Source organism: Lysinibacillus sp. GW823-FHT02G10 (assembly GCF_058797135.1).
This window is the reverse complement of sequence record NZ_JBXAJI010000003.1, coordinates 156,682-179,880: the sequence shown is the minus strand read 5'-3', so window position 1 is coordinate 179,880 and position 23,199 is coordinate 156,682. Positions and strand designations below refer to the sequence as shown.

The 23,199-nt window shown below is 36.4% G+C and carries 22 protein-coding genes; 12 read left to right on the top strand and 10 right to left on the bottom strand.

The features are described 5' to 3' along the window. Window positions 1-298 precede the first annotated feature (298 nt). From AC1RFD_RS13195 to AC1RFD_RS13175, 5 genes are read right to left on the bottom strand one after another with little or no spacing between them, the layout of a single operon-like run. A complete protein-coding gene (locus AC1RFD_RS13195; protein ID WP_054549818.1) occupies window positions 299-1,372 on the bottom strand; it encodes an ABC transporter substrate-binding protein in 1,074 nt (357 codons plus the stop codon). Beyond that, window positions 1,369-2,166 carry an ABC transporter permease gene (locus AC1RFD_RS13190; RefSeq protein WP_048391966.1) on the bottom strand — a complete coding sequence of 266 codons (798 nt, stop codon included), beginning with the start codon at window positions 2,164-2,166 and terminating at the stop codon, window positions 1,369-1,371. Before AC1RFD_RS13190 ends, AC1RFD_RS13195 begins: the two co-directional genes overlap by 4 nt. Beyond that, window positions 2,163-2,972, bottom strand: coding sequence for an ABC transporter permease (locus AC1RFD_RS13185; protein WP_048391965.1), 810 nt, complete (start codon window positions 2,970-2,972; stop codon window positions 2,163-2,165). The genes AC1RFD_RS13190 and AC1RFD_RS13185 overlap by 4 nt, the downstream gene beginning before the upstream one ends. Continuing rightward, complete coding sequence (locus tag AC1RFD_RS13180) at window positions 2,962-4,068, bottom strand: ABC transporter ATP-binding protein (RefSeq protein WP_054549819.1); 1,107 nt, start codon at window positions 4,066-4,068, stop codon at window positions 2,962-2,964. Before AC1RFD_RS13180 ends, AC1RFD_RS13185 begins: the two co-directional genes overlap by 11 nt. 17 nt (window positions 4,069-4,085) lie before the next feature. Continuing rightward, window positions 4,086-4,628, bottom strand: coding sequence for a helix-turn-helix domain-containing protein (locus AC1RFD_RS13175; protein ID WP_004224674.1), 543 nt, complete (start codon window positions 4,626-4,628; stop codon window positions 4,086-4,088). Between the two features lie 406 nt (window positions 4,629-5,034). Between AC1RFD_RS13175 and AC1RFD_RS13170 the strand changes: the two genes are divergently transcribed. The 8 genes from AC1RFD_RS13170 to AC1RFD_RS13135 all read left to right on the top strand — a co-directional run bounded on the left by AC1RFD_RS13170 (window position 5,035) and on the right by AC1RFD_RS13135 (window position 10,337). Continuing rightward, window positions 5,035-5,577, top strand: a complete 543-nt coding sequence (locus tag AC1RFD_RS13170; protein WP_004224676.1) for a peroxiredoxin — start codon at window positions 5,035-5,037, stop codon at window positions 5,575-5,577. A gap of 149 nt (window positions 5,578-5,726) precedes the next feature. Further along, window positions 5,727-6,182 (top strand): TlpA family protein disulfide reductase, encoded by a 456-nt coding sequence (locus AC1RFD_RS13165; protein ID WP_004224678.1) that lies wholly within the window; start codon window positions 5,727-5,729, stop codon window positions 6,180-6,182. A gap of 141 nt (window positions 6,183-6,323) precedes the next feature. Then, a complete protein-coding gene (locus AC1RFD_RS13160) occupies window positions 6,324-6,986 on the top strand; it encodes a potassium channel family protein (RefSeq protein ID WP_004224679.1) in 663 nt (220 codons plus the stop codon). Between the two features lie 6 nt (window positions 6,987-6,992). Beyond that, entirely contained in the window at window positions 6,993-7,472 is a 480-nt protein-coding gene (locus tag AC1RFD_RS13155) for a hypothetical protein (protein ID WP_048391963.1), read from the top strand. Window positions 7,473-7,605: 133 nt separating this feature from the next. Continuing rightward, window positions 7,606-8,709, top strand: coding sequence for a GNAT family N-acetyltransferase (locus tag AC1RFD_RS13150; RefSeq protein ID WP_492474971.1), 1,104 nt, complete (start codon window positions 7,606-7,608; stop codon window positions 8,707-8,709). A 17-nt stretch (window positions 8,710-8,726) separates the two neighbouring features. After that, window positions 8,727-8,873 (top strand): hypothetical protein, encoded by a 147-nt coding sequence (locus AC1RFD_RS13145; protein WP_155483381.1) that lies wholly within the window; start codon window positions 8,727-8,729, stop codon window positions 8,871-8,873. Continuing rightward, entirely contained in the window at window positions 8,845-9,360 is a 516-nt protein-coding gene (locus tag AC1RFD_RS13140) for a GNAT family N-acetyltransferase (RefSeq protein ID WP_054549822.1), read from the top strand. The genes AC1RFD_RS13145 and AC1RFD_RS13140 overlap by 29 nt, the downstream gene beginning before the upstream one ends. Then, on the top strand, window positions 9,357-10,337 hold the full coding sequence (locus tag AC1RFD_RS13135) for a S66 family peptidase (protein WP_054549823.1): 981 nt from the start codon (window positions 9,357-9,359) through the stop codon (window positions 10,335-10,337). The genes AC1RFD_RS13140 and AC1RFD_RS13135 overlap by 4 nt, the downstream gene beginning before the upstream one ends. 37 nt (window positions 10,338-10,374) lie before the next feature. Here the strand turns inward: AC1RFD_RS13135 and AC1RFD_RS13130 are convergent, their stop codons facing one another. The 3 genes from AC1RFD_RS13130 to AC1RFD_RS13120 form a co-directional block, all read right to left on the bottom strand. Further along, a complete protein-coding gene (locus AC1RFD_RS13130; protein ID WP_054549824.1) occupies window positions 10,375-10,917 on the bottom strand; it encodes a GNAT family N-acetyltransferase in 543 nt (180 codons plus the stop codon). Window positions 10,918-11,012: 95 nt separating this feature from the next. Continuing rightward, window positions 11,013-11,216 (bottom strand): YczO family protein, encoded by a 204-nt coding sequence (locus AC1RFD_RS13125; RefSeq protein WP_004224696.1) that lies wholly within the window; start codon window positions 11,214-11,216, stop codon window positions 11,013-11,015. 176 nt (window positions 11,217-11,392) lie between these two features. After that, window positions 11,393-12,655: a dicarboxylate/amino acid:cation symporter gene (locus tag AC1RFD_RS13120; protein ID WP_054549825.1), complete on the bottom strand. Its 1,263-nt coding sequence runs from the start codon at window positions 12,653-12,655 to the stop codon at window positions 11,393-11,395. A gap of 395 nt (window positions 12,656-13,050) precedes the next feature. Between AC1RFD_RS13120 and AC1RFD_RS13115 the strand changes: the two genes are divergently transcribed. Further along, complete coding sequence (locus AC1RFD_RS13115) at window positions 13,051-14,652, top strand: ATP-binding protein (RefSeq protein ID WP_492474970.1); 1,602 nt, start codon at window positions 13,051-13,053, stop codon at window positions 14,650-14,652. After that, entirely contained in the window at window positions 14,653-15,360 is a 708-nt protein-coding gene (locus AC1RFD_RS13110) for a response regulator (RefSeq protein ID WP_048391959.1), read from the top strand. Between the two features lie 366 nt (window positions 15,361-15,726). Here AC1RFD_RS13110 and AC1RFD_RS13105 read toward each other — a convergent pair whose 3' ends face one another. Then, window positions 15,727-16,974: an MFS transporter gene (locus AC1RFD_RS13105; RefSeq protein WP_054549827.1), complete on the bottom strand. Its 1,248-nt coding sequence runs from the start codon at window positions 16,972-16,974 to the stop codon at window positions 15,727-15,729. Window positions 16,975-17,512: 538 nt separating this feature from the next. Here AC1RFD_RS13105 and AC1RFD_RS13100 point away from each other — a divergent pair. Next, the gene (locus AC1RFD_RS13100) at window positions 17,513-19,081 is read left to right on the top strand and encodes a glycoside hydrolase family 10-like protein (protein ID WP_054549828.1); all 1,569 of its coding nucleotides are present in this window, start codon (window positions 17,513-17,515) and stop codon (window positions 19,079-19,081) included. A 60-nt stretch (window positions 19,082-19,141) separates the two neighbouring features. Here the strand turns inward: AC1RFD_RS13100 and AC1RFD_RS13095 are convergent, their stop codons facing one another. Further along, window positions 19,142-22,231: an efflux RND transporter permease subunit gene (locus AC1RFD_RS13095; RefSeq protein WP_103117526.1), complete on the bottom strand. Its 3,090-nt coding sequence runs from the start codon at window positions 22,229-22,231 to the stop codon at window positions 19,142-19,144. A 99-nt stretch (window positions 22,232-22,330) separates the two neighbouring features. Here AC1RFD_RS13095 and AC1RFD_RS13090 point away from each other — a divergent pair, with 99 nt between their 5' ends. Beyond that, a complete protein-coding gene (locus tag AC1RFD_RS13090) occupies window positions 22,331-23,164 on the top strand; it encodes a TetR/AcrR family transcriptional regulator (RefSeq protein WP_319839978.1) in 834 nt (277 codons plus the stop codon). Window positions 23,165-23,199 lie beyond the last annotated feature (35 nt).

Sequence of the window (23,199 nt, the reverse complement as noted above, 5' to 3'; positions counted from 1 at the left end):
GGATAAATTAGTAAAGCAACAACAATTGAGGGACTTCTCTTATAAAGGGAGAATTAAAAATTTGGAGAGTCTGTCTGTAATGGTATAAAGCATGGCTATAAATTGTAGCGATGTTGAGCGTTAGAAGTTATGGACTATCAAAAATACACTAATGTGAGAATCTATTAAAATTTAGATAAAATATTTTATAAATATAATAATGCAAATAGTGATTGAAAATGTTCTTAGTTTAATAAACAGTTAGATAAGCAGAGTAAAAAACTAGCGAATTGGTGTGAAAACCAATTCGCTAGTTTAATTATCTGATACTCATTTTAAATTCTAAAAATAATTCGTTGTATTTCCCTAAATAATCAGGTCCTAAATTTTTGTAGACCTCTAATGTATCGCGTTGTTCTTCAGAAGGATAGTAGCGTTCGTCAGAAACAACTTCTTCGTCCATTAAGTCCATAGCGGCAATATTAGGAGTAGAATAGCCTACAAAATCAGCATTTTGAGCACCTGATTCAGCACTTAGCATGAAGTTAATAAAGGCGTGGGCACCATCAATATTTTTTGATGTTTTTGGTATGACCATATTATCAAACCATAAGTTTGAGCCTTCCTCAGGTACAGCAAAGTCTAACTCTTCATTTTCATACATCATATCAGCTGCTTGGCCAGACCATGTAAGGGCAACAGTTGCCTCATTATTGATCATTAACGGTGTGATTTCATCTCCAATGATCGCTTTAACATTTGGTGCAAGTGTAATTAATTTGTCAGTAGCTTCACGAAGTTCCTGATCATCTAGTGAATTCAGAGAATAGCCAAGACTGTTTAAGCCCATCCCAATGACTTCACGCGCACCATCTACTAAAAAGACTTTTCGCTTTAAAGAAGGGTCCCATAAATCGTCCCAAGAGGAGAAGTCTAAGTCTCCAACAAGGCTCGGATTGTAGACAATACCTACTGTTCCCCAAAAATAAGGGACAGAATATTTATTGTTAGCATCGAATGGTAAATCTAAAAAGTAAGGATCAATATTTTTTAAATTAGGGATTTTCGTTTTATCTAAAGGAATTAATAATTTTTCTTCCTTCATCTTCTCAATCATATATTCAGAAGGGACAGCAATATCGTAAGCTGTTCCGCCTTGCTGAATCTTTGTCATCATAGCTTCATTGGAATCGAATGTTTCATAGATGACATGAATGCCTGTTTCTTTTTCAAATTCTTTTAACAAATCAGGATCAATATATTCTCCCCAGTTAAAGATGGTTAACGTGTCTTTTCCACTTTTACCGCCTCCCGCACTTAAGGCATCAGCCGCATAGAATAAAAGGGCTGAAACGACAAGGATGGCGATGGTAGCTTGAATTAGTGACTTCATCGATGCCCCTCCATTCTTTTACTCGTACGACTTGTCATGAAATAATAACCAACAACAACTAAAACCGTAACAAAGAATACTAATCCAGAAATTGCATTCACCGTTAGAGAAATTCCTGCGCGGGCCATTGAATAAATTTCTACGGATAAAGTACTAAAGCCATTACCTGTTACAAAGAATGTCACGGCAAAATCATCTAATGAATACGTAAGTGCAAGGAAGAAGCCTGCAAAAATACCTGGCTGAATATAAGGAAGAATGACACGCATCATAACGTCCTTTTTCGTTGCCCCTAAATCTAATGCTGCATCGATTAATGAGTTATTCATTTCTAGTAGCTTTGGTAAAACCATTAATACAACAATCGGTACACTAAATGCAACATGGGCTAATAAAACAGATGCAAAGCCCAGTTTAATGCCTACCATTGTAAATAAAATTAAGAAGCTAGCCCCGATAATTACGTCTGGGCTGACGATTAAGACATTGTTTAAGGATAATAAAGTATTACGCATTTTAGAATCCTTAACCGTCACAATTCCAATTGCTCCTAGCGTACCAATAATAGTAGAAATGAGAGCAGAAAGTAATGCCACGATGACCGTATTTATTAATATAACAAGAAGACGCGAATCTTCAAAAACAGCTTGATAATGCTCCAAAGTAAAGGATTCAAAATTATTCATGGAGCCGCCACTATTAAACGAGTAAAAGATTAAATAGAAAATTGGAGCATAGAGAACGATAAAAACAATTGTTAAATAGACTTTGGCTGAAGCAGATAGTTTGTTCATCGTACGCGACCTCCTTTATCCTTTTGTCCCGTAATTAGCATGATAATCACCATGAATAAAATTAAGAATACAGCAATAGTGGAACCCATACCCCAGTTTTGCGTCACAAGGAATTGCTGTTCAATCGCTGTGCCTAGAGTAATGACACGGTTCCCTGCAATTAAGCGAGTAATCATGAACAGGGATAGGGCAGGGATAAAGACAACTTGAATACCAGATTTAACGCCATCCATTGTCAATGGTAAAACAACACGACGGAAGGTTGTAAAAGCCGAAGCACCCAAATCCCGTGCTGCATAAATGAGCGTTGGGTTTAAACGATCTAAAGAATTGAAGATCGGTAAAATCATAAATGGAATAAAAATATAGACCGACACAAAGACAAAGCTAATATCGGTAAAGAGCATTTGCTTTGGATCGAAGCCAAATACTTCGATAAATGCATTAATAGGCCCGTATAACCCAAAGATGCCGATAAAGGCATATGTTTTTAACAAAAGATTAATCCATGAAGGAATAATAATAAGTAGAAGCCAAAGTTGTTTATGCTTAGTCTTCGTTAAAAAATAAGCAGTTGGGTATGAAATTAATAGTGTAAAGAATGTAATTAAAAATGCATACCAAAACGAGCTCAAAGTCATCTTTAAGTAAACAGAAGAAAAGAACGCTTTATAGTTATCGAGCGTAAAGTTGCCATGTAAATCAAGCAGGGAATAATAGACAACGAGTGCAATTGGCGCGATAACGAAAAAGGCAATCCATAACACATATGGAAATAACGCTGATTTTGATGTTTTAGTTTGCATCTTCATCGTCTCCATACGATTCTAATCGTTTATCAAACTCTTCCTCTGTTTCGTTTAAGCGCATTACGTGAATCGCCTCAGGATCAAAGTCTAAGCCAATCTCAGTCCCTACTTCTGCTTTCTTCAATGAATGGACTAGCCACTCATTACCATCTTTATCGTATGTGGATAATTCATAATGTACCCCTCGGAATAATTGTGTATCCACTTTTACCACAAGTTTGCCTTTATCAATCGTTGTCATTTCTAAATCTTCTGGTCGAATGACAATGTCTATTTTTTCATTTGGCTTCATCCCTTGGTCGACACATTCAAAAACTTTGCCAGCAAATTCAACCTTGAAATCCTCAATCATCACGCCGGGTACAATATTGGATTCACCAATAAAGTCAGCAACAAAGCGGTTAATCGGTTCATCATAAATATCCACTGGTGTACCTGACTGCTGAATTTGTCCTTCACTTAAGACAAAAATTTCATCACTCATGGCAAGTGCTTCTTCTTGATCATGTGTAACAAAGACAAATGTTTTACCAAGACGTTGCTGTAATTCACGTAGCTCATATTGCATTTCTGTACGTAGCTTTAAGTCTAAAGCTGAAAGTGGCTCATCCAGTAAAATTACTTCAGGGTCATTGACAATGGCACGTGCAATCGCGACTCGTTGTCGTTGTCCACCAGACATTTCAGATATTTCGCGGTTACCATAGCCTGCCAAATTGACAAACTTTAAGGCTTCAGCTACACGCTCTTTTATGTCCTTTTCAGGAAGCTTTTTAATACGTAGGCCAAATGCGACATTTTCAAACACATTTAAATGAGGGAACAGCGCATAATCCTGAAAAACAGTATTAACTTGACGTTCATTGGCAGGAACTGCATTAATCTTTTTATCATGGAAAAATACATTTCCTGTTGTAGGTTCCGTAAATCCTGCAATAATTCGTAAAATGGTTGTTTTACCACAACCTGATGGACCAAGGAGTGTATAAAATTTCCCTTTTTCAAGCTCCAAATTGATATTTTTTAAAACGACGGTACCGTCGCTATATGACTTTGAAACATTTTCAAAGCGGATAATTGAATTGGTTGTCATGGATGCGCCTCCTTAAGCTATAAATAAGAATCTGTTGCGACAAGTAAAATTTTTGTTTCATCATCATGTGCATTAAAAATCTGATGATGGTCTGTCGCGTCATAATAAAGTGCGTTACCTTCACTTGCGATATACTGTTCATTCCCTAAAACGAGACGAATACGCCCTTTAACAACATAAATAAATGTTTCAGAAAGCGAAGGCTCAAACTGTTTAAACTCGCCATCTGCTGCAAAGGTTAAGAAAATGGGTTCCATCTCTTTTTCATTCGAAGTAGGAATCAGCCATTGAATTTCATATTTTTTTTCTTCATCTGTATAGGTAGATTGGTCTTCCTCTGTATAAACAACCTTCTGTTCAGGTGATTCATCATCAAAAAAGTCTTTGGGTCTTGACCCTAATACTTCTAATATTGAAAATAATGTTTCAATTGAAGGTGAGTTTAGATCACGTTCTAATTGGGAAATATAACCTTTGCTTAAATCTGTACGTTCTCCAAGTTCCTCTTGGGTAAGACCTTTTTTTAAACGAAGCGCTTTAATTTTTGCTCCTATTTGCATCTTTTCCCTCCTAAGAGAAGTTTAGCAATGATAAACTTTCGAAATATGAAGTTTACTTTAACGAAACTTTTAGTTTACTAAAACCATTACAATTATACATAATAATAAAAAATTTGCAATCGTTTTTCGTGAAAAAAATAGCTGTAAAAAGTTAAAAAATAGGGTATGAATGAAAGTGAGAAAAATTTTGAATAGAGTAGAATATTATTGTCAAAAATAGCTTGTAGATAGACAATAGCAATAATTCCAGTTATGGATTTGACGAATTTTTGTCAATCCATTTTAATCATCCAAACGGGCGGAGTTTACTTGTTTGAAAAACTGCGGTTACTCTGCTATCGTAGAAGACGAGTTCGCTAGTGCGAATGGAATATATAAACTACATATTTATTCGGAGGGATTTATTATGGCAGAACGCATGGTAGGTAAACAAGCACCTGACTTTACAATGGAAGCAGTACTTTCAGACAAATCGTTTGGTAAAGTATCATTAGAAGATATTAAAGCACAAGATAAATGGACAGTTCTTTTCTTCTATCCAATGGACTTTACATTTGTATGTCCAACTGAAATCACTGCAATGAGCGATCGTTATGACGAGTTCGAAGACTTAGATGCAGAAGTAATCGGTGTTTCTACTGACACAATCCACACACACTTAGCATGGATTAACACAGACCGTACGCAAAATGGTCTTGGTGAATTAAAATACCCATTAGCTGCTGATACAAACCATCAAGTATCTAAAGAATATGGTGTATTAATTGAAGAAGAAGGTATCGCATTACGTGGTTTATTCATCATCAACCCAGAAGGCGAATTAAAATACCAAACAGTGTTTGATAACAACATCGGCCGTGATGTTGATGAAACACTACGTGTACTTCAAGCACTACAAACTGGTGGTCTTTGCCCAGCTAACTGGCGTCCAGGCCAAGCAACTCTATAATCTAAATAGAGTCGAATCATTATGTGAAAAATTAAAAGTCCCCACGACAAGCTTGTGGGGACTTTTAACTGAATTTTTGTTTTGGGAAAGTGTTTTTATACCGTTATCTAAATATTTGAAGACAAACGATCTTTTAGAGGAGGATTTTTATGAAACTTCGTGAACAAATGCCTGAATTAGTTGGCGCAACGACTTGGTTAAATGGTGAAGTAACTAAAGCAGAATTAGTAGGCAAAAAACCAACATTAATCCACTTCTGGTCAGTAAGCTGTCATTTATGTAAAGAAGCAATGCCAGATGTGAACAATTTCCGCGATCAATATAAAGATGAATTAAACGTTGTAGCAGTACATATGCCACGTTCTGAGGCAGATACTGATTTAGACACAATTAAAGCAGTAGCAGCAGAGCATGATATTGTGCAACCAATCTTTGTAGATAGTGAAATGAAGCTAACAGATGCTTTTGAAAACCAATATGTTCCAGCATATTTTGTGTTCGATAAAGATGGTCAGCTGCGTCATATGCAAGCTGGTGGTAGTGGTATGAAAATGCTAGAAAAGCGTGTAAACCGCGTGCTAGATGAGATGCGTAACGCAGAATAATAATGATATGTTGAAGACGGGGATTAAGATCCTCGTCTTTTTTGTTGTCCACCATTGACGAATTGGCTCTTGTTTTGACAATACATATCGCAGAGAATAGGCTACAATGGTGGTATAGTAGTTTTCGGAGGGATTTTTATGATGAAAAAAGAGTTTGCAGTCATAGGGCTTGGACGTTTTGGAGGCAGTATTGTTCGTGAATTAATGAGTCAGGGCGCACAGGTAATGGCAATTGATCATTCTTCAGAGCGTGTAGATGAGTTTGCTTCCATTGCTACACAAGCTGTTATTGCAGATTCAACCGATGAATCGGTGTTGAATTCATTAGGTATTCGTAATTTTGAGCACGTGATTGTAGCAATTGGGGAAGATATTCAAGCAAGTATATTAACAACAATCATTTTAAAGGAAATTGGTGTTGAGCAAATTACAGTAAAAGCTCAAAACGATTACCATGAAAAGGTTTTACGTAAAATTGGCGCAGATTTTGTCGTCCATCCTGAGCGAGATATGGGTATTCGTATTGCTAATAATATGTTGTCGAATACTGTTCTAGATTATTTAGAGCTATCAGATGAACACTCCATTATGGAATTAAAGGCTAATGATGCGATTGCTGGCTATTCCATTATGGATTTAGATATTCGCGCTAAATATGGCATCAATATTGTAGGAATTAAGCGTGGGGCTGATATTATCGTATCTCCACAGGCGAGTGACAAGATTTTATTAGGAGATATTATGCTTGTTATAGGCGCTGATGTTGATATAAATCGCTTTGTTAAAAAGGCCTTGAATGGGTAAGAGCAAATGACGAAACGCAGATGGAGACTTGTTATATTCGCTGGTATTTTATTAGTCGGTGCTTTTATTATGCAAAACAGAGAAAAAAGTGAAGATGAAGCTATTTCTCTTGTTCTAGATCATGCCACAGAAATTGACGACATTGAATTATTCCAAGGAGATCAATCACTATTTCATGCTACAGGCGATGAAGCACAAGACTTTATTGAGAAATATCCTTTAAGTCATGTAAGGAAGCTTTCCAAAAAGGAAAGAACTATTTTTGAAGAAAAGCCTGTCTATCATATCGTTTATAAAATGAAGGATAAGCCTCTTTATGAGGTAGAAATATTAAAAGTGGCTATTAGTTCTGAACTTGATGAAGAGTTACAGCAAATGGTTTTTCGTGTGGATGATGCACAATATTTGGTTTATTGGGCAAAAGAGAAAAAGGTACTCGAACAATCGACCAACACGCAACGATTACTTGAACAATACGGGCAATAATGCAGGTAGTGATACAGCAATTCATGCTGGTCACTACTTTTTTATTCTATTTTTAAGAAAAAATTGGAAAAAATATTTGATTTCATCGAGAGAGTTAGATTAAACTTTGACATAAAGAAGGGGGCTAGATGTAATGAAAATCATGTCAACTAATTGTGTAATCGAACAATTACAAGCAGAGCATTTTACAGATATACAAAAACTCTACTCTAATAAACAAGTTCGAACTTATCTCGGTGGTGTTCCATCAAACAGCTATATAGAAGCATCTTTTAAAGGCATGCTAGAAGCGCCATTCCCTAATACATATTTATATATTACTTTAAAGGAGACAGGTGAATTTATAGGTCTTGTCTCGATCGATGAATACCATGATAAGGAGTTATATGAGCTTTCCTATCAATTTTTACCTCAGTTTTGGGGGAAGGGGTTAGCTTTTGAAGTGCTAACGCAGGTAATTCAGGATGGTTTGAATTATCTGAATATAGAATCTATTGTGGCAGAAACACAAACAGCGAACAAGGCATCATGTCGCTTGCTCGAAAAATTAGGAATGAAAAATGTACAGATGTTAGAAAGATTTGGGCAGGAACAAGCTGTCTATGAATTAAGTAAAAATAATCAACCGATAAGACAAATCATCGCCCTATCAGGTGGTGGGTTTTCTCAGCAGAACCCTTCATTTATCGATGAGTATATTTTACGACAAACTCAGAAAAATGAACGAGTTAAAATTTGTTTTATTCCCACAGCAAGTAATGATGCACAAGGGTATATCGAGAAGTTTTATGCAGCATTCCATCATTGTGATGCAACCCATATCTTGCAAAAAGATATGCATGATAGAAGCATTCGAGAAAAAGTACTAGCGCAGCATATTATCTATGTGGGTGGAGGGAATACAGGTTATCTTCTTGAAAAGTGGCGAGAATATGGTTTTGATAAATTGTTAAAGGAAGCTTATCAAAAAGGGATTATATTAGCTGGCATCAGTGCTGGGGCAATGTGTTGGTTTGAAAAATGCTATAGTGAAAATACATATGATGATTTTGAGGAATGGAATGGCTTAGGACTATTATCAGGTACCTATTGTCCCCATTATAATGATCAAGAGAGAAGGAGGGCATTTGATCGCTGGATAGAAAATCATCCCACATTACAAGCATACACACTCATAGATACTGAGACACTCCATTTTAGGGATGAAAAGCTAGTAGCTAAAATTCAAACCTACTAGAAGGGACGAAGAAAAGTATGAGAATTCCAGCAAAATTAACACTGGGTGATGAGATACTTTGGTGGCAAGGTCCATATAAATACAAAAGAATTGAGGATTCAGGTGACTATATTTTAGAAGGAGAGCGTGTTCAACATGATCATAAGAGAAGCAACCCGACATGACAGTGAACGAATTATAGCTGTTATGGCAAATGCAGAGGCATCAAATTATATGTTATTTGGACCAGGTGAGCGCATTTTAGCACCTAAGCCATTTGGGGAGTATATAGACAAGCTATATCATAGTCACCACTCAGCTTTGTTCATAGCTGAAATGGATGAGCAGGTTGTGGCGTACTTAATTGTACAAGGCAATGAGCCGTCAAGAATTGCTCACCGTGCTTATCTTGTCATAGGCATACATAGTGACTATAGAGGAAGAAAAATTGGAACAGCTTTATTTCAACACGTAGAAAATTGGGCAATAGTGAATGGTGTACATCGTCTAGAATTAACCGTCATGGAAAATAATGAGGCTGGTGTTGCTTTGTATAAGAAAATGGGCTTTGATATTGAAGGAACGAAGCGGGCTTCGCTGTATGTAGATGGACAATATATTAATGAATACTACATGTCAAAACTATTGATTGGGAAAGGAACTACCGTATGACTTCAAAAATAAACATCGGCATTTATTCCCCGTCCTCCCCAGCAACGGTGACGGCTTTGGAACGATATGAACGTGCTAAAGCATTTCTCGAGAATAAAAATTTTCAAATCGTGACAGGTTCTCTAACTGGTAAAACTGATTATTATCGTTCAGGTTCGCCAAAAGAAAGAGCAGAAGAATTGAATGAGTTATTACGTAATCCAAATGTGGATATGATTATGTCTACGATAGGGGGCACCAATGCCAATAGTATGCTACCTTATATTGATTATGAGGCTTTTCGTCAAAATCCCAAATTGGTCGTAGGTTATTCAGATGCAACGGCCGTTCTACTGGCACTTTATGCAAAGACGGGAATCTCAACTTTTTATGGTCCAGCCCTCGTACCTTCCTTTGGCGAGTTTGAACCATTGGTAAATGATACCTTCAAATTTTTTGAGCATTATTTCTTTAAGCCTCAAGCATTACCATACGAAATTCCAATGCCTTCTTATTGGTCGGATGAACCTGTTAATTGGCTAGAGAAGACAGTGGATAAAAAACTCAAGAAGAATGAATGGTTAGCGATTCAGGGTGGGGTTGCTGAAGGAAGGTTAATTGGCGGGAATGCCAATGCCATGTATGGATTTATTGGTACGCCGTATTTCCCTAAAATTGTGGAAGGTGATATTTTATTAGTGGAGGACTGCTTAAAAAATGCTGCTGTAGTTGAAAAGAATTTTGCAATGCTAAAATTGCATGGTATCTTTAACAAAGTTAGTGGGATTATTTTGGGGAAACATGAATGCTACGATGACTTAGGAACGGGTCGACAGCCATATCATATTCTACTTGAACAGTTGGATGGAATAAAGATTCCTATATTAGCAGAGGTGGATATTTGTCATACACATCCTATGCATCCAATTGCGATAGGCAAACGAGTAAGGATAGATGCCACAGCTAAGAAGATATACTGTTTGGAAAGATGGTTGTAATGATAAAGCCTTGCAAATCGTAGCAAGGCTTTATTTTCTAGAGGTTCCTATAATCATCATCAGTGATAGCGTACATTTTTACATTTTGGTATTGTCCCTTAACAAGCATACTTTTCCGTAATAACCCTTCAAACTGCATACCTGACTTCTCCATAACCTTTTGTGAGCCAATGTTTTCTTCAAAGCATCGTGCTTGGATACGTACTAAATCTAATTCATTAAAACCGAAGTCAATGAGTTTTTTTGTTGCTTCTGTTGTGAACCCCTTATTCCAAAAATCCTCAGAAAGCACATAGCCAATTTCCGCGTATTTATGGGTGTCATTAATCGTCACAAAATCAATCGTTCCAATAATTGTGCCTGCATATTCAATACCCCATAACATCAAATTGCCTTGCTGATAGCCATTAAAAATTAATGCCATAAAAGCCTTTGTATCCTCTAAGCTCGTGTGTGCTTGCCATGTCACATAACGCGCCACATTTTCACTGGAAGAGTAGTCATACATTGCTTCTAAATCCCCATGTGTAATTGGTCTTAATAGTAACCTTTCCGTTTTCATAATTGGTATTTTACTCATGATTTACCCCCTTTAACAAATAGTATATAAAAAAGTCGACCTATAATTATGAATTAGGTCGACTTTTATATTTATTCATTTTTGCAGCGATCACATTAAGGATAGCGCTTATCTGTTGCAGAGGAATCCTTAGTTTTGGTTTTATGTTGTTCATCTTTCACTTTTTCATTCAATTCTTCGACAGGTATTGGATCTACTGTTTTCATGTCCTCGTGTTTATCAAAAATGCTTTCTTTATCTGTATCCAAAACATCAGGGTTATTCGTATTACGTGTTTTTGCCTGTTTTTTATCATTCATTCACTATCACCTCTTACTATTAACTTTCACTTTTTTACTAGAGTGTAAACATTTTATTTTGGGTGATAGTGTAAGCTAATTGTTTGTTGTCAGCGTCAATCCATAAGGACATAGCTTTTACTCGAATGATAATGAGTATAGTGAAACAGAGATGGCTATCATTCCTACCATTTTTGTTAGGAAGATATAGTGGTCTTTCCCTGAAGTGCACGTTCTTCCATAGCTGTGTCAAACTCTTTTTCAGATTTTGACACGACAACACAAGCTACGCCATTACCAATTAAATTTGTAACAGCTCGAGCCTCAGACATAAAGCGATCTACACCGATTAACAGCGCTATTCCTTCCACTGGTATCATTGGGAAGGCAGCCAAAGTTGCTGCTAATGTAATAAATCCTGAGCCTGTTACACCTGCTGCACCTTTAGAAGTAATCATTAAAATTCCGAGCAGTGTAATGATTTGAATCCAAGTTAGTTCCATTCCATATGCTTGTGCGATAAACAATGCAGCCATGGACAGGTAGATGGAAGTCCCATCTAGATTGAAGGAGTACCCTGTAGGAACGACTAAACCTACAACCTGCTTCGAGCAACCATAGTTCTCAAGCTTTCGCATCATAGATGGCAGAGCTGATTCAGAAGAGGAAGTCCCGATTACTAAGAAAATCTCATCTTTGATATAAGCGATAAATTTAAAGATGTTGAATCCAAAGAACTTTGCAATGGCACCTAAAATAAAGACAACAAATAAAAACATTGTTATATATACGGCAGCCATTAATAAACCTAGATTACCTAAAGATTTTAAACCAAAATTTCCAATTGTATAGGCCATTGCACCAAAAGCTCCGATTGGTGATATTTTCATAACCATACTTACAATCTTGAAGAATATCTCTGCTACTTGCTCAAAGAATGTGATGACTGGTTTTGCGGGTGCACCGATTGAGGCAGCTGCTAAGCCAAATAAAACAGCAGAGAATAGGACTGGTAATAATTGACCAGTTGCCAATGCACCAACTACATTTTCTGGAATAATACTAGAAATGAAGGCACCCAAGCCTTGCTCAGATTCAGCTGCAGCAGTTGTATATTTTGAAATATCAGCATCAGATGCACCTGATGTATCCAAGCCCGTACCAGGACTTACGATTAAAGCAACAGCAATTCCGATTGCTAATGCAATTGTGGAAACTATTTCGAAGTAAAGCAATGCCTTACCTCCGATTTTCCCGACCTTTTTCATATCTCCCATACTGCCGATTCCAATAACAACTGTTAGGAAAATAATAGGAGCAATTAACATTTTAATTAATTTGATGAATAAATCTGCTAAGATTTTCAAGCTGGCACCGAACTCGGGGAAAATGGCTCCGACAATAATCCCAAGTATGATAGCCACTATAACCTGAATAGTCAAATTTTTCAGTAACTTCATTTTTTGCTACCTCTTTTCTAAATTTTCTCTTTGATATCGCTTTCACTAAAAGTATCATAGCGAATATTTCTTTAAAAAAGAGATTTAGAAAATAAGAAACATATCGTTCATTAAGTACATTTACTTACATTTACATATAAATATAGTAATATCAATAACTATCTCTGTTATGGTACGCTATAGTTAATTAATTATTGTTATAATACAAAAACATAGAGTGATAATTAAGTTCTTTTTAAATTATCAGTTTATAATATTGTTCATTAAATTCAATATTTTCTGCTACTTATATCGACTAAATATGTTGTCAAAAGATTTTTTTGCAGATAATCTTAAAACTAAATATGTGTGCCACTGATTATGAGAATGCAAATTTGAAAGGAAGGAATTTTTTAATGATGAAAATGCCTGTGAACGGCAAAATACTGTTAGTGACATTTTTAATCATTGCACTCTCCTTTTTACTAGGTGGTATTTTTTTACTCGGTAACCTATTATCTGAACAGGAAAAAGATTTTGGACAGCGAGCAATGCTTGTGGCAAGAACTGTATCAAATGTACCAGAGCTTAGTGTACATCTGGAAAATGCCAATATAAAAGAATCTGCAAAAAATATTAATAAAATTGTAGATGGCATTAGAGTGATTCATAAGGCCGAGTATATTGTTGTAATGAATATGGAGCGTATTAAACTATCACACCCAGTAAGTAAGGAAATAGGAAAACGCAGTGAGTCGCAGGATTTAAACGCCGCATTTAGTGAACATTATTATGTATCAAAGGCACGTGGAGAATCGGGTGTTATGATACGGGCTTTCGTGCCAATTATTAATAATAAAAGGGAACAAGTGGGCATTGTAGTCGTTGGCTATTCATTACCAGATTTTCTGGAAATGTTACAAAGTTATGAGCGAGAAATTATGATAACTATTGTTATATCACTGATTTTCAGTATTTTCGGTGCCTATACACTAGGACGACATATAAAAAAACAAATGTTTGGGCTTGAACCTCATGAAATTGCAAAAATGTATGTGGAAAGAACAGAAACCTTTAATGCCATGCATGAGGGAATAATAGCGGTAGATAAGGAAATGAATATCACCATTTTTAATGAAAAAGCGGCCGATATTTTAGGTGTTACTAGGAAAATAGAGGACTGTATTGGACAAAAGATTTATGACGTTTTGCCTGATACCCGTCTGCCTGAAATTGTTGAAACAGCAACACCTGTTTATGATCAAGAGCTTTACATTAATCATCATAGTATCTTAAGTAATCGTGTACCTATTATTGTGAATGGAGAGCTGGTTGGTGCAGTTGCTATGTTTAAAGATTTAACAGCTGTGAAAAAGCTTGCGGAGGAAGTAACAGGTGTAAAGGCCTTTGTTCAAGCATTACGTGTACAAACCCATGAGCATAAAAATAAGATTCATACGATTGCGGGACTACTGCAATTGGGACATACAAAGCAAGCACTTGAATATGTTACCGTTACTACTGAAAATGAAGCCTCATTAACGAAGTTTTTAAATGAACGCTTTCATAATGAAAATATTTCAGGTTTGTTATTAAGTAAAGTAAGTTATGGAAAAGAACTGGGTATCGAGGTTGAAATTGATCGGAAAAGTCATTTTAAACGCTTTCCACCTCTATTAGATCATCATGATTTTGTTGTGTTGTTTGGCAATTTAATTGAAAATGCTTTTGAGGCATTAAATGTACTTTCTAAGGAAGATAAATATGTAGCCATCTCTGTAGACGAGCATGATGGCGTCTTAGCGATTGCAGTTACCGATAACGGGATTGGCATGACCAAAGAGGTGCAGGAGCGTATGTTTGAAAATGGATTTTCGTCAAAGGCTAGTGAAAATCGAGGCATTGGCTTGCATTTAGTCTATGAAATTGTAAGAAAAGGCAATGGAGATATTGAAGTAACAAGTGAATTTATGAAAGGAACAAGTTTCTTAATTTTATTTGAGTTAGGAGAAGTATAGATGGATGTAATAAATGTCTTATTGATTGAAGATGATCCAATGGTACGAGAAGTGAACAGACAATTTATTGAACAAATCAAAGGTTTTTCATTAGTTGGCTATGCTAGCAATGGAATTGAGGGAATTCAAAAAATTAAACAATTAACCCCAGAGCTTGTCTTTATGGACATTTTTATGCCAGAGCAGGATGGCATTATTACGTTAGGGAAAATACGAGAAGAGCATCTTCATGTTGATGTTATTGCTGTAACAGCTGCGAATGATATGCCCACTGTGCAGCGAATATTACACTTAGGTGTCTATGATTATATTATGAAGCCCTTTACGTTTGAGCGGATTGAGCAGACTTTAAAAAATTATCAAAGCTATAGAAGGAAAATAAGCGGGATGCAAGATTTAACTCAGCATGATGTCGATCATTTAATGCAACAGCGTCTTCCTGAACAAATTGTAGTAGAAACAACAGGAATGGATGCCATTCTTATAGAAGAACTCCCAAAAGGGTTTAATCGAGCTACCTTAGATAAGGTACTTGCATATATAAAAAAAAGTGGCGAGGCAGTATCAGCGGAGGAGGTATCAGCTTATATAGGTACAGCACGTGTTACAGCTAGACGCTATCTAGACTTTTTAGAAAAGCAGAAACTATTAAAAGTAGATATACAATATGGAAACGTAGGACGTCCTATTCATCGTTATTATATTTAGTTCAATTAGATTAAAGTCCGTATTTTAATAAGTTATGGTGAAAAATGTACAGATAAATTCTAAGCGTCCTATTTCCTAATACATATCTTTAAATTCCTTTAAGGGCAACATCTAAAATTTTTGGATACCGAAGTTGTTGCGTATTGGAAGAGATCTTCATGACCATTTAAATTTTAAATAATTACAATTCAGATATTGTGGGAAGCAAGATGCTAAAGCACAAAAAATTATTCCCAAGACATAAATTAAGATGGAAAAAGCCCTGCATAAAGCAAGGCTTTTTTAGCGTCAACGTTGTTTGAGATTGTGTATAGGCTAAATTTAAATGTTATTTTTTTTATTAACAATTTTCTTGAAATAAAATCTTCACTTTTTTTCTAGCGAGTCAACATGCTCAGCAGTAGGTTTACCAGCTTTTAATAAGACTTTACTGCCCAGAAGGAAAAATCCTTGGATGAAGAGTAATAATCCTGTACCGATGAGTAGCCACTCAATAGCAATAATATCAGCTATTGGCCCGAAAATTAGCATTCCTAAAGGCATCATAGAGGTAGATATCATACTAAGAATGCCAAATACTCTTCCCATATAGTCACTTTCCACTTTTTCTTGTAATAACACCGTTGCAGGTGTATTAAAGATTGGCATGGCTATGCCAGTAATGGCCATGATTCCGAGATACAACCAAAAAATAGGAATGACGCCGAGAGCTATTGTACAAAGACCAAATAACAAAGCAGATAATGTCATTGTATGCACTTTATTTTTAAAGCCACCCCATGTTGCGATTGCGATACCACCGATTAACATCCCAATGGCAAAGGCCATTTCGATGGCAGTCAAACGCCATACATCATTGCCAAAAGTTCGTGTAACTTGTAAAGGCGTTAAAAAGGCAGCAGGTGCAGCAAGCAGCATGAAAAAGGCAAAGAACAAGAATAATTGTTTCAAGAAAGCATGCTCTTTAATATAGATGAAGCCTTGTTTCATATCACTAAAATAGCCTGTTGTTTGTGGCTGATTAGCTTTTGCATGTGCAGGGATATGCAGAAATAATAAGAAGATAGCGATGGCAATAGCCGCTGTTGTCACATCAATAAAGAAAATGGATTCAATAGAAGCCATCGTTAATAATGCACCACTTGCCATAGGTGCAAGAATCATGATGAAGGCTTGAATACTACTATTTGCACCATTAACCTTCATTAAATGCTCTTCAGGAACAAATTGTGGCAAAATTGCGCCCACTGCTGGTGTTTGAATACCTGCACCAACTGCGCGTACGGCTGATATAACAAATAGTAGCCAGAGCTCATCATAGCCGATTAAAAATAAAATAGCTAGAATTAGCGTAGATAAGGCAATCATTCCATCTGCTAAAATAATAAGCCATTTACGGTTATAGCGATCTGCCCAGACACCAGCAATAGGTGCTAAGAAGAAGGTTGGTAAAAAGCCGCAAATGATCGCGATGGTCATCATGCTGCCTGATTGTGTTGTAAGTGTGATATACCATGTAATGGCATATTGCACAAGAGCAGAGCCAAAAAGTGAAATCGTTTGACTACTTAAAAAAAGTATTGTGTTACGTTTCCAATGTTCCAATTTCGTCATCCCTTTCTAACAGTAGTGCCTGTGTGGAAAGTAAAAGACAACACAAAAAAAGAGGGGAGTAGAAGTCCCCTCTTTTCCAGTATTCCTAAAACAGACTAGACCTAATTCCATTTCCCTTGCACAGCAGGCAAAGTGTACACATATTTAATTAATAAGGTGAAATCGTAGTCTAATTGAAGCTGTCATTTGGAATACCCTCCGTTCTATATAAGTTGTGTTGATTGTAGCATAAAGTTCATCGATGCGTAAAGAATGAATTAAGCAAAAACTAGGTTGAATTTAAAAATTTGGAAATTGTAAAATGAATCTCATAAAATGAAACGCCATGCATCTATATTTATCGATTTCTTTAAAGGAAAAGTACTATACATTGTCTTTTCAGTAGTTTTTTTATACATATTTTGAAACTATCGAGAACGTTTGTTAGAGATGAAACTTATTATCTGCTTGCATTGTTTCCGATAAAGTTGCTTCGGAGACGTGCATATAGCGAGTACTTGTCATATACTAAAATAGAAAAATAGCAAATGGAGGAAATATGAGAAAGAAAAATAGTAAATGGAAGATCTTAACTTTAGTCGCGATGATTTTTGTGTTATGCCTATCGACAATCCCTACAAAGACTGCCATGGCAAGCACGACACAGCCAAAAAGGGAGATGAGGGCTGTCTGGATTTCAACCGTTCTTAATCTTGATATGAAAGCAGGTATGACGAAGGAGCAGTACACGGCTTGGACACGCCAAACTTTGGATCAACTAAAAGCCAATAAATTCAATACTGTTATTTATCAAGTAAGACCAACAAATGATGCAATGTATGCCTCTGATTTAGCGCCATGGTCATCTTACATAACAGGCAAAAAGCAAGGCACGAATCCAGGCTACGATCCTCTTGCGATCATGATAGAGGAAAGTCATAAACGGGGTATGGAGCTACATGCATGGATGAATCCTTATCGTGTAACAATGTCTGGACAAAAACTGACAGACCTTGCTGCTGATAATGTGGCTAGAACACATCCAAATTGGGTTATCAAATACGGTAAGCAATATTATTTAAATCCTGGTTTACCAGAAGTACAAGACTATTTAGTTGAAGTAGTAAGAGAGCTAGTAGCCAATTATGATATTGACGCAGTGCATATGGATGATTATTTTTATCCATATAAAGTTGCTAATGAAGTTTTTCCAGATCAAGCAGCTTTTAAAAACTATGGTGCTTCCTTCAAAAAGGTGGAGGATTGGCGACGAGATAATGTCAACCGTCTTGTAGAAAATCTTTACACGGCCATTAAAGACACAAAGCCATATGTTCAATTTGGTATTTCACCATTTGGTGTATGGCGCAATAAATCGCTAGATAAAACAGGAAGCGATACAAGGGCTGGTGTTAATAATTACGATGATTTATATGCAGACGTCAGAACATGGATTCAAAATGGCACAATTGATTACATTACACCACAAATTTATTGGTCAAGAACATTATCTGTTGCGAAATATGGAACGCTGCTAGATTGGTGGAGCCATGAAGTGCAAACCTACGCAACAACACACCCTGTACATCTATACATTGGGCTTGCTGATTACAAAGTTGGCAATGATAGTGATGCAGCATGGAAAAATAAAATGGAGCTACCTAGTCAAATACTAGCGAATCGTTCGGAAAAGGTAGCGGCTGAGGGGCAAATGCATTTCTCCTTGAGAAGCTTTCAAAACAATAAACTAGGCTATGCAACGATTGTTAGTCAACAATTATATAATTACACAGCACTGACACCAGAAACAACTTGGGATGATGACACAGTGCCGAACGTGCCGACTTTTGTGCAAGTGACAAAGGAAGCGGCAGGTCGTAAGATAGAGATTATAGACGAAAATGAAACACAACCACGCAAGTATGTCATTTATCGTTTTACAGGAAACAAAGAAGGCTCTTATGATGACCCTCGAAATATAGTGGATGTTGTTTATAATATGGATGGATTCACTAAATTTGTGGACAAGTCAGCTCTTGCTAAGCATAGCTATACATACGGCATTAAGGCTGTATCAAATACAGGTGTGGAAAGCAAGGAAGTTTTTGTAGTAATAGAAAATCAATAAAAAGCTTAGGATAAAAAATAACCACTCACGCAAAGATTGCATGAGTGGTTGTTTTTTTTATTAATTTTCTTCAATATCTTTACGGTTTTTCTTTAACATTTTAGATAGCATTTCATAAACAATTGGTACAACAACGAGTGTTAATAGGGTAGAAGATAATAAACCGCCAATTACAGTAATAGCTAAGTCTTTGGAAATTAACCCACTACCGCCAGTACCAAGTGCCATTGGAATCATAGCTCCAATTGTAGCGATGGCTGTCATCAGGATAGGACGTAAACGTGTTGCTCCTGCTTCAAGGATCGCTTCACGCATGGCAAGACCATCATGTTCCATATGAATGATACGGTCAACTAATACGATGGCATTTGTTACGACGATACCAATCAACATCAATAGACCCATCATGACAGATACAGAAATAGTCTGCCCTGTAACGAATAAACCAATAAATGCACCAATTACTGCGAATGGTAGTGAGAAAAGAATAGCGAATGGAGCTAAACCTTCTCCGAATGTTACCACTAGAATGAAGTAAACAATGGCAATGGCTGCTAACATCGCAATACCAAGCTTAGTGAATGTTTCTTGCATATCTGCAGCAACACCAGCAACACCAAGTGTTACACCTTTTTGTAAATCTAATTTATCAATTTTTTTATCAGCAGCAGTAGTGGCTTTTGAAATATCGTCACCGATAATCGTACCAGATACTGTTGCGAAATATTCACCTTTTGAACGAGATAATGAGTTAAGTGTTGTACCTTCCTCAACATCTACTAATTCTCCGATAGTCATTGTTGTACCTAATGCTGTTTTAATTTCAGTGGCTAAGACATCATCAAGTGAAGTCGCAGCTGCTTTAGCATCGCGTTGAACGATGACATCGATATCTTTACCATCGTTTTTCACGGTAGTTAATACTTCTTGCGATGTATTTGAATTTAATGCCATCACGATTTGAGCTGTCGTTAACCCGTATTGAAGGACATTTTTTTGTTCAACTTTTAGCACATGCTCTACGTATGGATCTTCATTATCAGATTTAATATCTTCTAAGCCATCCACTTCTTTTAGAGCACCCTCTACTTGTTTCACAGCATCTCGAAGTTTATCTAAATCATCACTATACAGTGTATAGCTAACTTCGTTTGATGACATCGACATAGAAGTGAAGTTTTGAGACTTCCATTCTCCTGATTGCCCGATGTTAAATACATAGTCTTCAACCTCATCACGAGCTTTAGGGAAGTCTTCCATATCCGGATCAAAGATAAGGTACATTAAGGCACCGCCAGCACCTCCACCCATCATCATTGCTGATGGATCGACATTCTTCGCATCTGTAATGGAAACTTGTAAAATATCAACATCTTTACGTTTCATTAATTCTTTTTCTACTTTTTCAACATTTGCTGCCGTTTCGTCAGCCAGCTCTCCCGTTGCAGGCGTATACGTTAAGTACATAACTTTTTCTTCTTGTGAGCCCATAAAACTAAAACCAATAAGTGGTGTTAATGCAAGAGAACCAACAAGTAAAAGAATCGCAAGGACAGATGTAATAATTTTGTGATTTAATACTTTTTCTAAGACACCTTTGTACCAGGTAGCAAGTTTACCAACTTCTTTATGTTGGCTTTCAGTCTTCTCACCGTATAACTTTTTACGGAATAAGAAGTGAGATAAAGCAGGTACGATTGTGATCGCAACTAATAACGATGCACCTAATGCAAATGTCATTGTAAGGGCGAATGGCATGAATAATTCGCCTACCATACCACCTACGAAAATAAGAGGAGCGAATACAGCGACCGTTACCAATGTTGAAGAAAGAATTGGTTTGAACATTTCAATTGTTGCTTCGCGAATTAGGGCACGACCTGTAAGTTTTTCTTGTTTTAAGTGAATTCGTCGGTAAATATTTTCTACAACTACGATTGAGTCATCGATAACACGACCGATTGCGACGGTAATCGCGCCGAGGGTCATGATGTTTAAAGTAATATCCATCCAGTTTAATAGGAGTAATGCCATGAAGATAGAAACTGGGATAGAAATAATTGAAATAATCGTTGATTTGAAATCACGTAAGAATAGTAAAATGATTAATACGGCAATTGCGCCGCCAAAGACTGCTTTTTCGATCATTGTAAATACAGAATCTTCAATTGGGGCACCTTGGTCAAGAGAGATCTCTACGTTTAAGCCGTCTAATCGTTTTTCCTCATCCTTCATAAGGTCTTTTACTGCATTAACAACTGTTACCGTATTCGCATCTTGGCCTTTTACGATTTGAATAGCAATGGCATCTTGACCATTTGTACGTGAAACAGATTGCACTTTACCTTCTACTTCAATTTTTGCAATATCACCTAGACGAACGAAAGGTGAAGGATTTGTAGCTGAAGGTGTAACTGGAATTAATAAGTCTTTCAGTTCATCCACTGATTTTACCTTACCATCTACTGAAACGGCTTGTTCCCCGACAGTAAATTGATATAAACCAAGTGACAGTGACATATCACTTGCCTGAATCATTTGTTTAACAGTTTCCTCTGTTAAACCAAGTGCTGCCATTTTTTCTTCATCGTATTTAAACGATACTTGTTCAATATGCTGACCTGTGATGGTAGCAGATGCAACACCATCAATCTTTTCGATTTTAGGCAGTAAAACTTCTTCTACTGTTGAAGTTAAATCAACAATATCTTCCTTAGAGCTACTTACAGATAAAGCGACTACGGGCATCATGTTCATGCTGATTGCCATAATAGTAGGCTCTTGAGCACCTTCAGGTAGTTTAAGATTATCTAAAGCTGCTTCTAATTGACGTTTTTTCTCATCCATATCAATTCCATAGTCGTATTCCACTTGAACTTGTGCTACGTTGGAAGAGGAAGTTGAGTAAACTGCCTTCACATCTTCTAAACTTTCTATGGATTTTTCGAACGGAATGGAAAGTTCATTCATGACTTGTTCAGGCGTTGCGCCAGGATATACGCCCATGACAATTAAATACGGGATCGAAATATCGGGTATCGATTCCATTTTCATCCTAGTACCCGAATAAATACCAGAGACAGTGATGATAATTGTTAATAACCACACTGCCAATTTGTTCTTTAATACGAAATTAACTAAACCTTTCACCTTCACACCTACCCTTTATTGACTATCTAAATTCAATTATTTATACTAATGACTAATCGGTCATTTGTCAACGAAATGCATTAGGAGAGAGTTAAAAATATGTTAAAAAAGCAATTAATTATGGAGAAAGCGTTAGAGCTGTTTTCTGAACAGGGTTTTGAAGCTACGTCAGTACAACAAATTACAGAACGCTGCGGGATTTCTAAAGGTGCATTTTATTTATCCTTCAAAACCAAAGATGAGCTTGTTATATCTATGGTTGATTACTATTTACAGCAGTTTATTACAGATGTTGACCAAGTAGTCAGAGGAACGTATAACAAAGAAACTGTTTTGGTTGAATTTTATAAAAGTATTTTTCAAGCATTCAAAGACCATTCTGCATCTGCACGTGTATTCTTTAATGAAAAGGTCTTTTTAACAAAAAAAGAGCTATTTCATAAAATAACAGCGTATGAAGCAGAAATGTCGAAATCAATTCTCTATATGCTTGAGCAGCTTTATCAGGATCAATTAAAAGAAATGAAATATGATGTAATGTACTGCATAAAAGGATTTATGAAGAGCTATGCTGAGCTTTTTATTTTTTCAGATATGCCACTTGATTTAGAGCAATTAGCTAAATCTTTAGCAGAAAAGACAGATATTATTGCCCATCATACAACCATTCCATTTATTACAGCAGATCTTGTGCCGTTTATTGCAAAGCCGTGTGAGGAAGACGTGTCAAAAGATGCTTTACTACAATTATTGGAGCAAAATATAAATCATACTGAGGATTCTATAGAAAAAGAATCCATTGAGTTGTTAAAGCAAGAAATAGAAAATCCTACTTATGGTAAAGCAATCATTAAGGGGCTAATTGAAAATCTACGTTTAGACCCAGCGTATCATTGGATTGCATATGTAACTGCAAAATACTTTAAGATTTGAACTCTAGGATAGAATTGTTCACGTTTGGCGGTGAA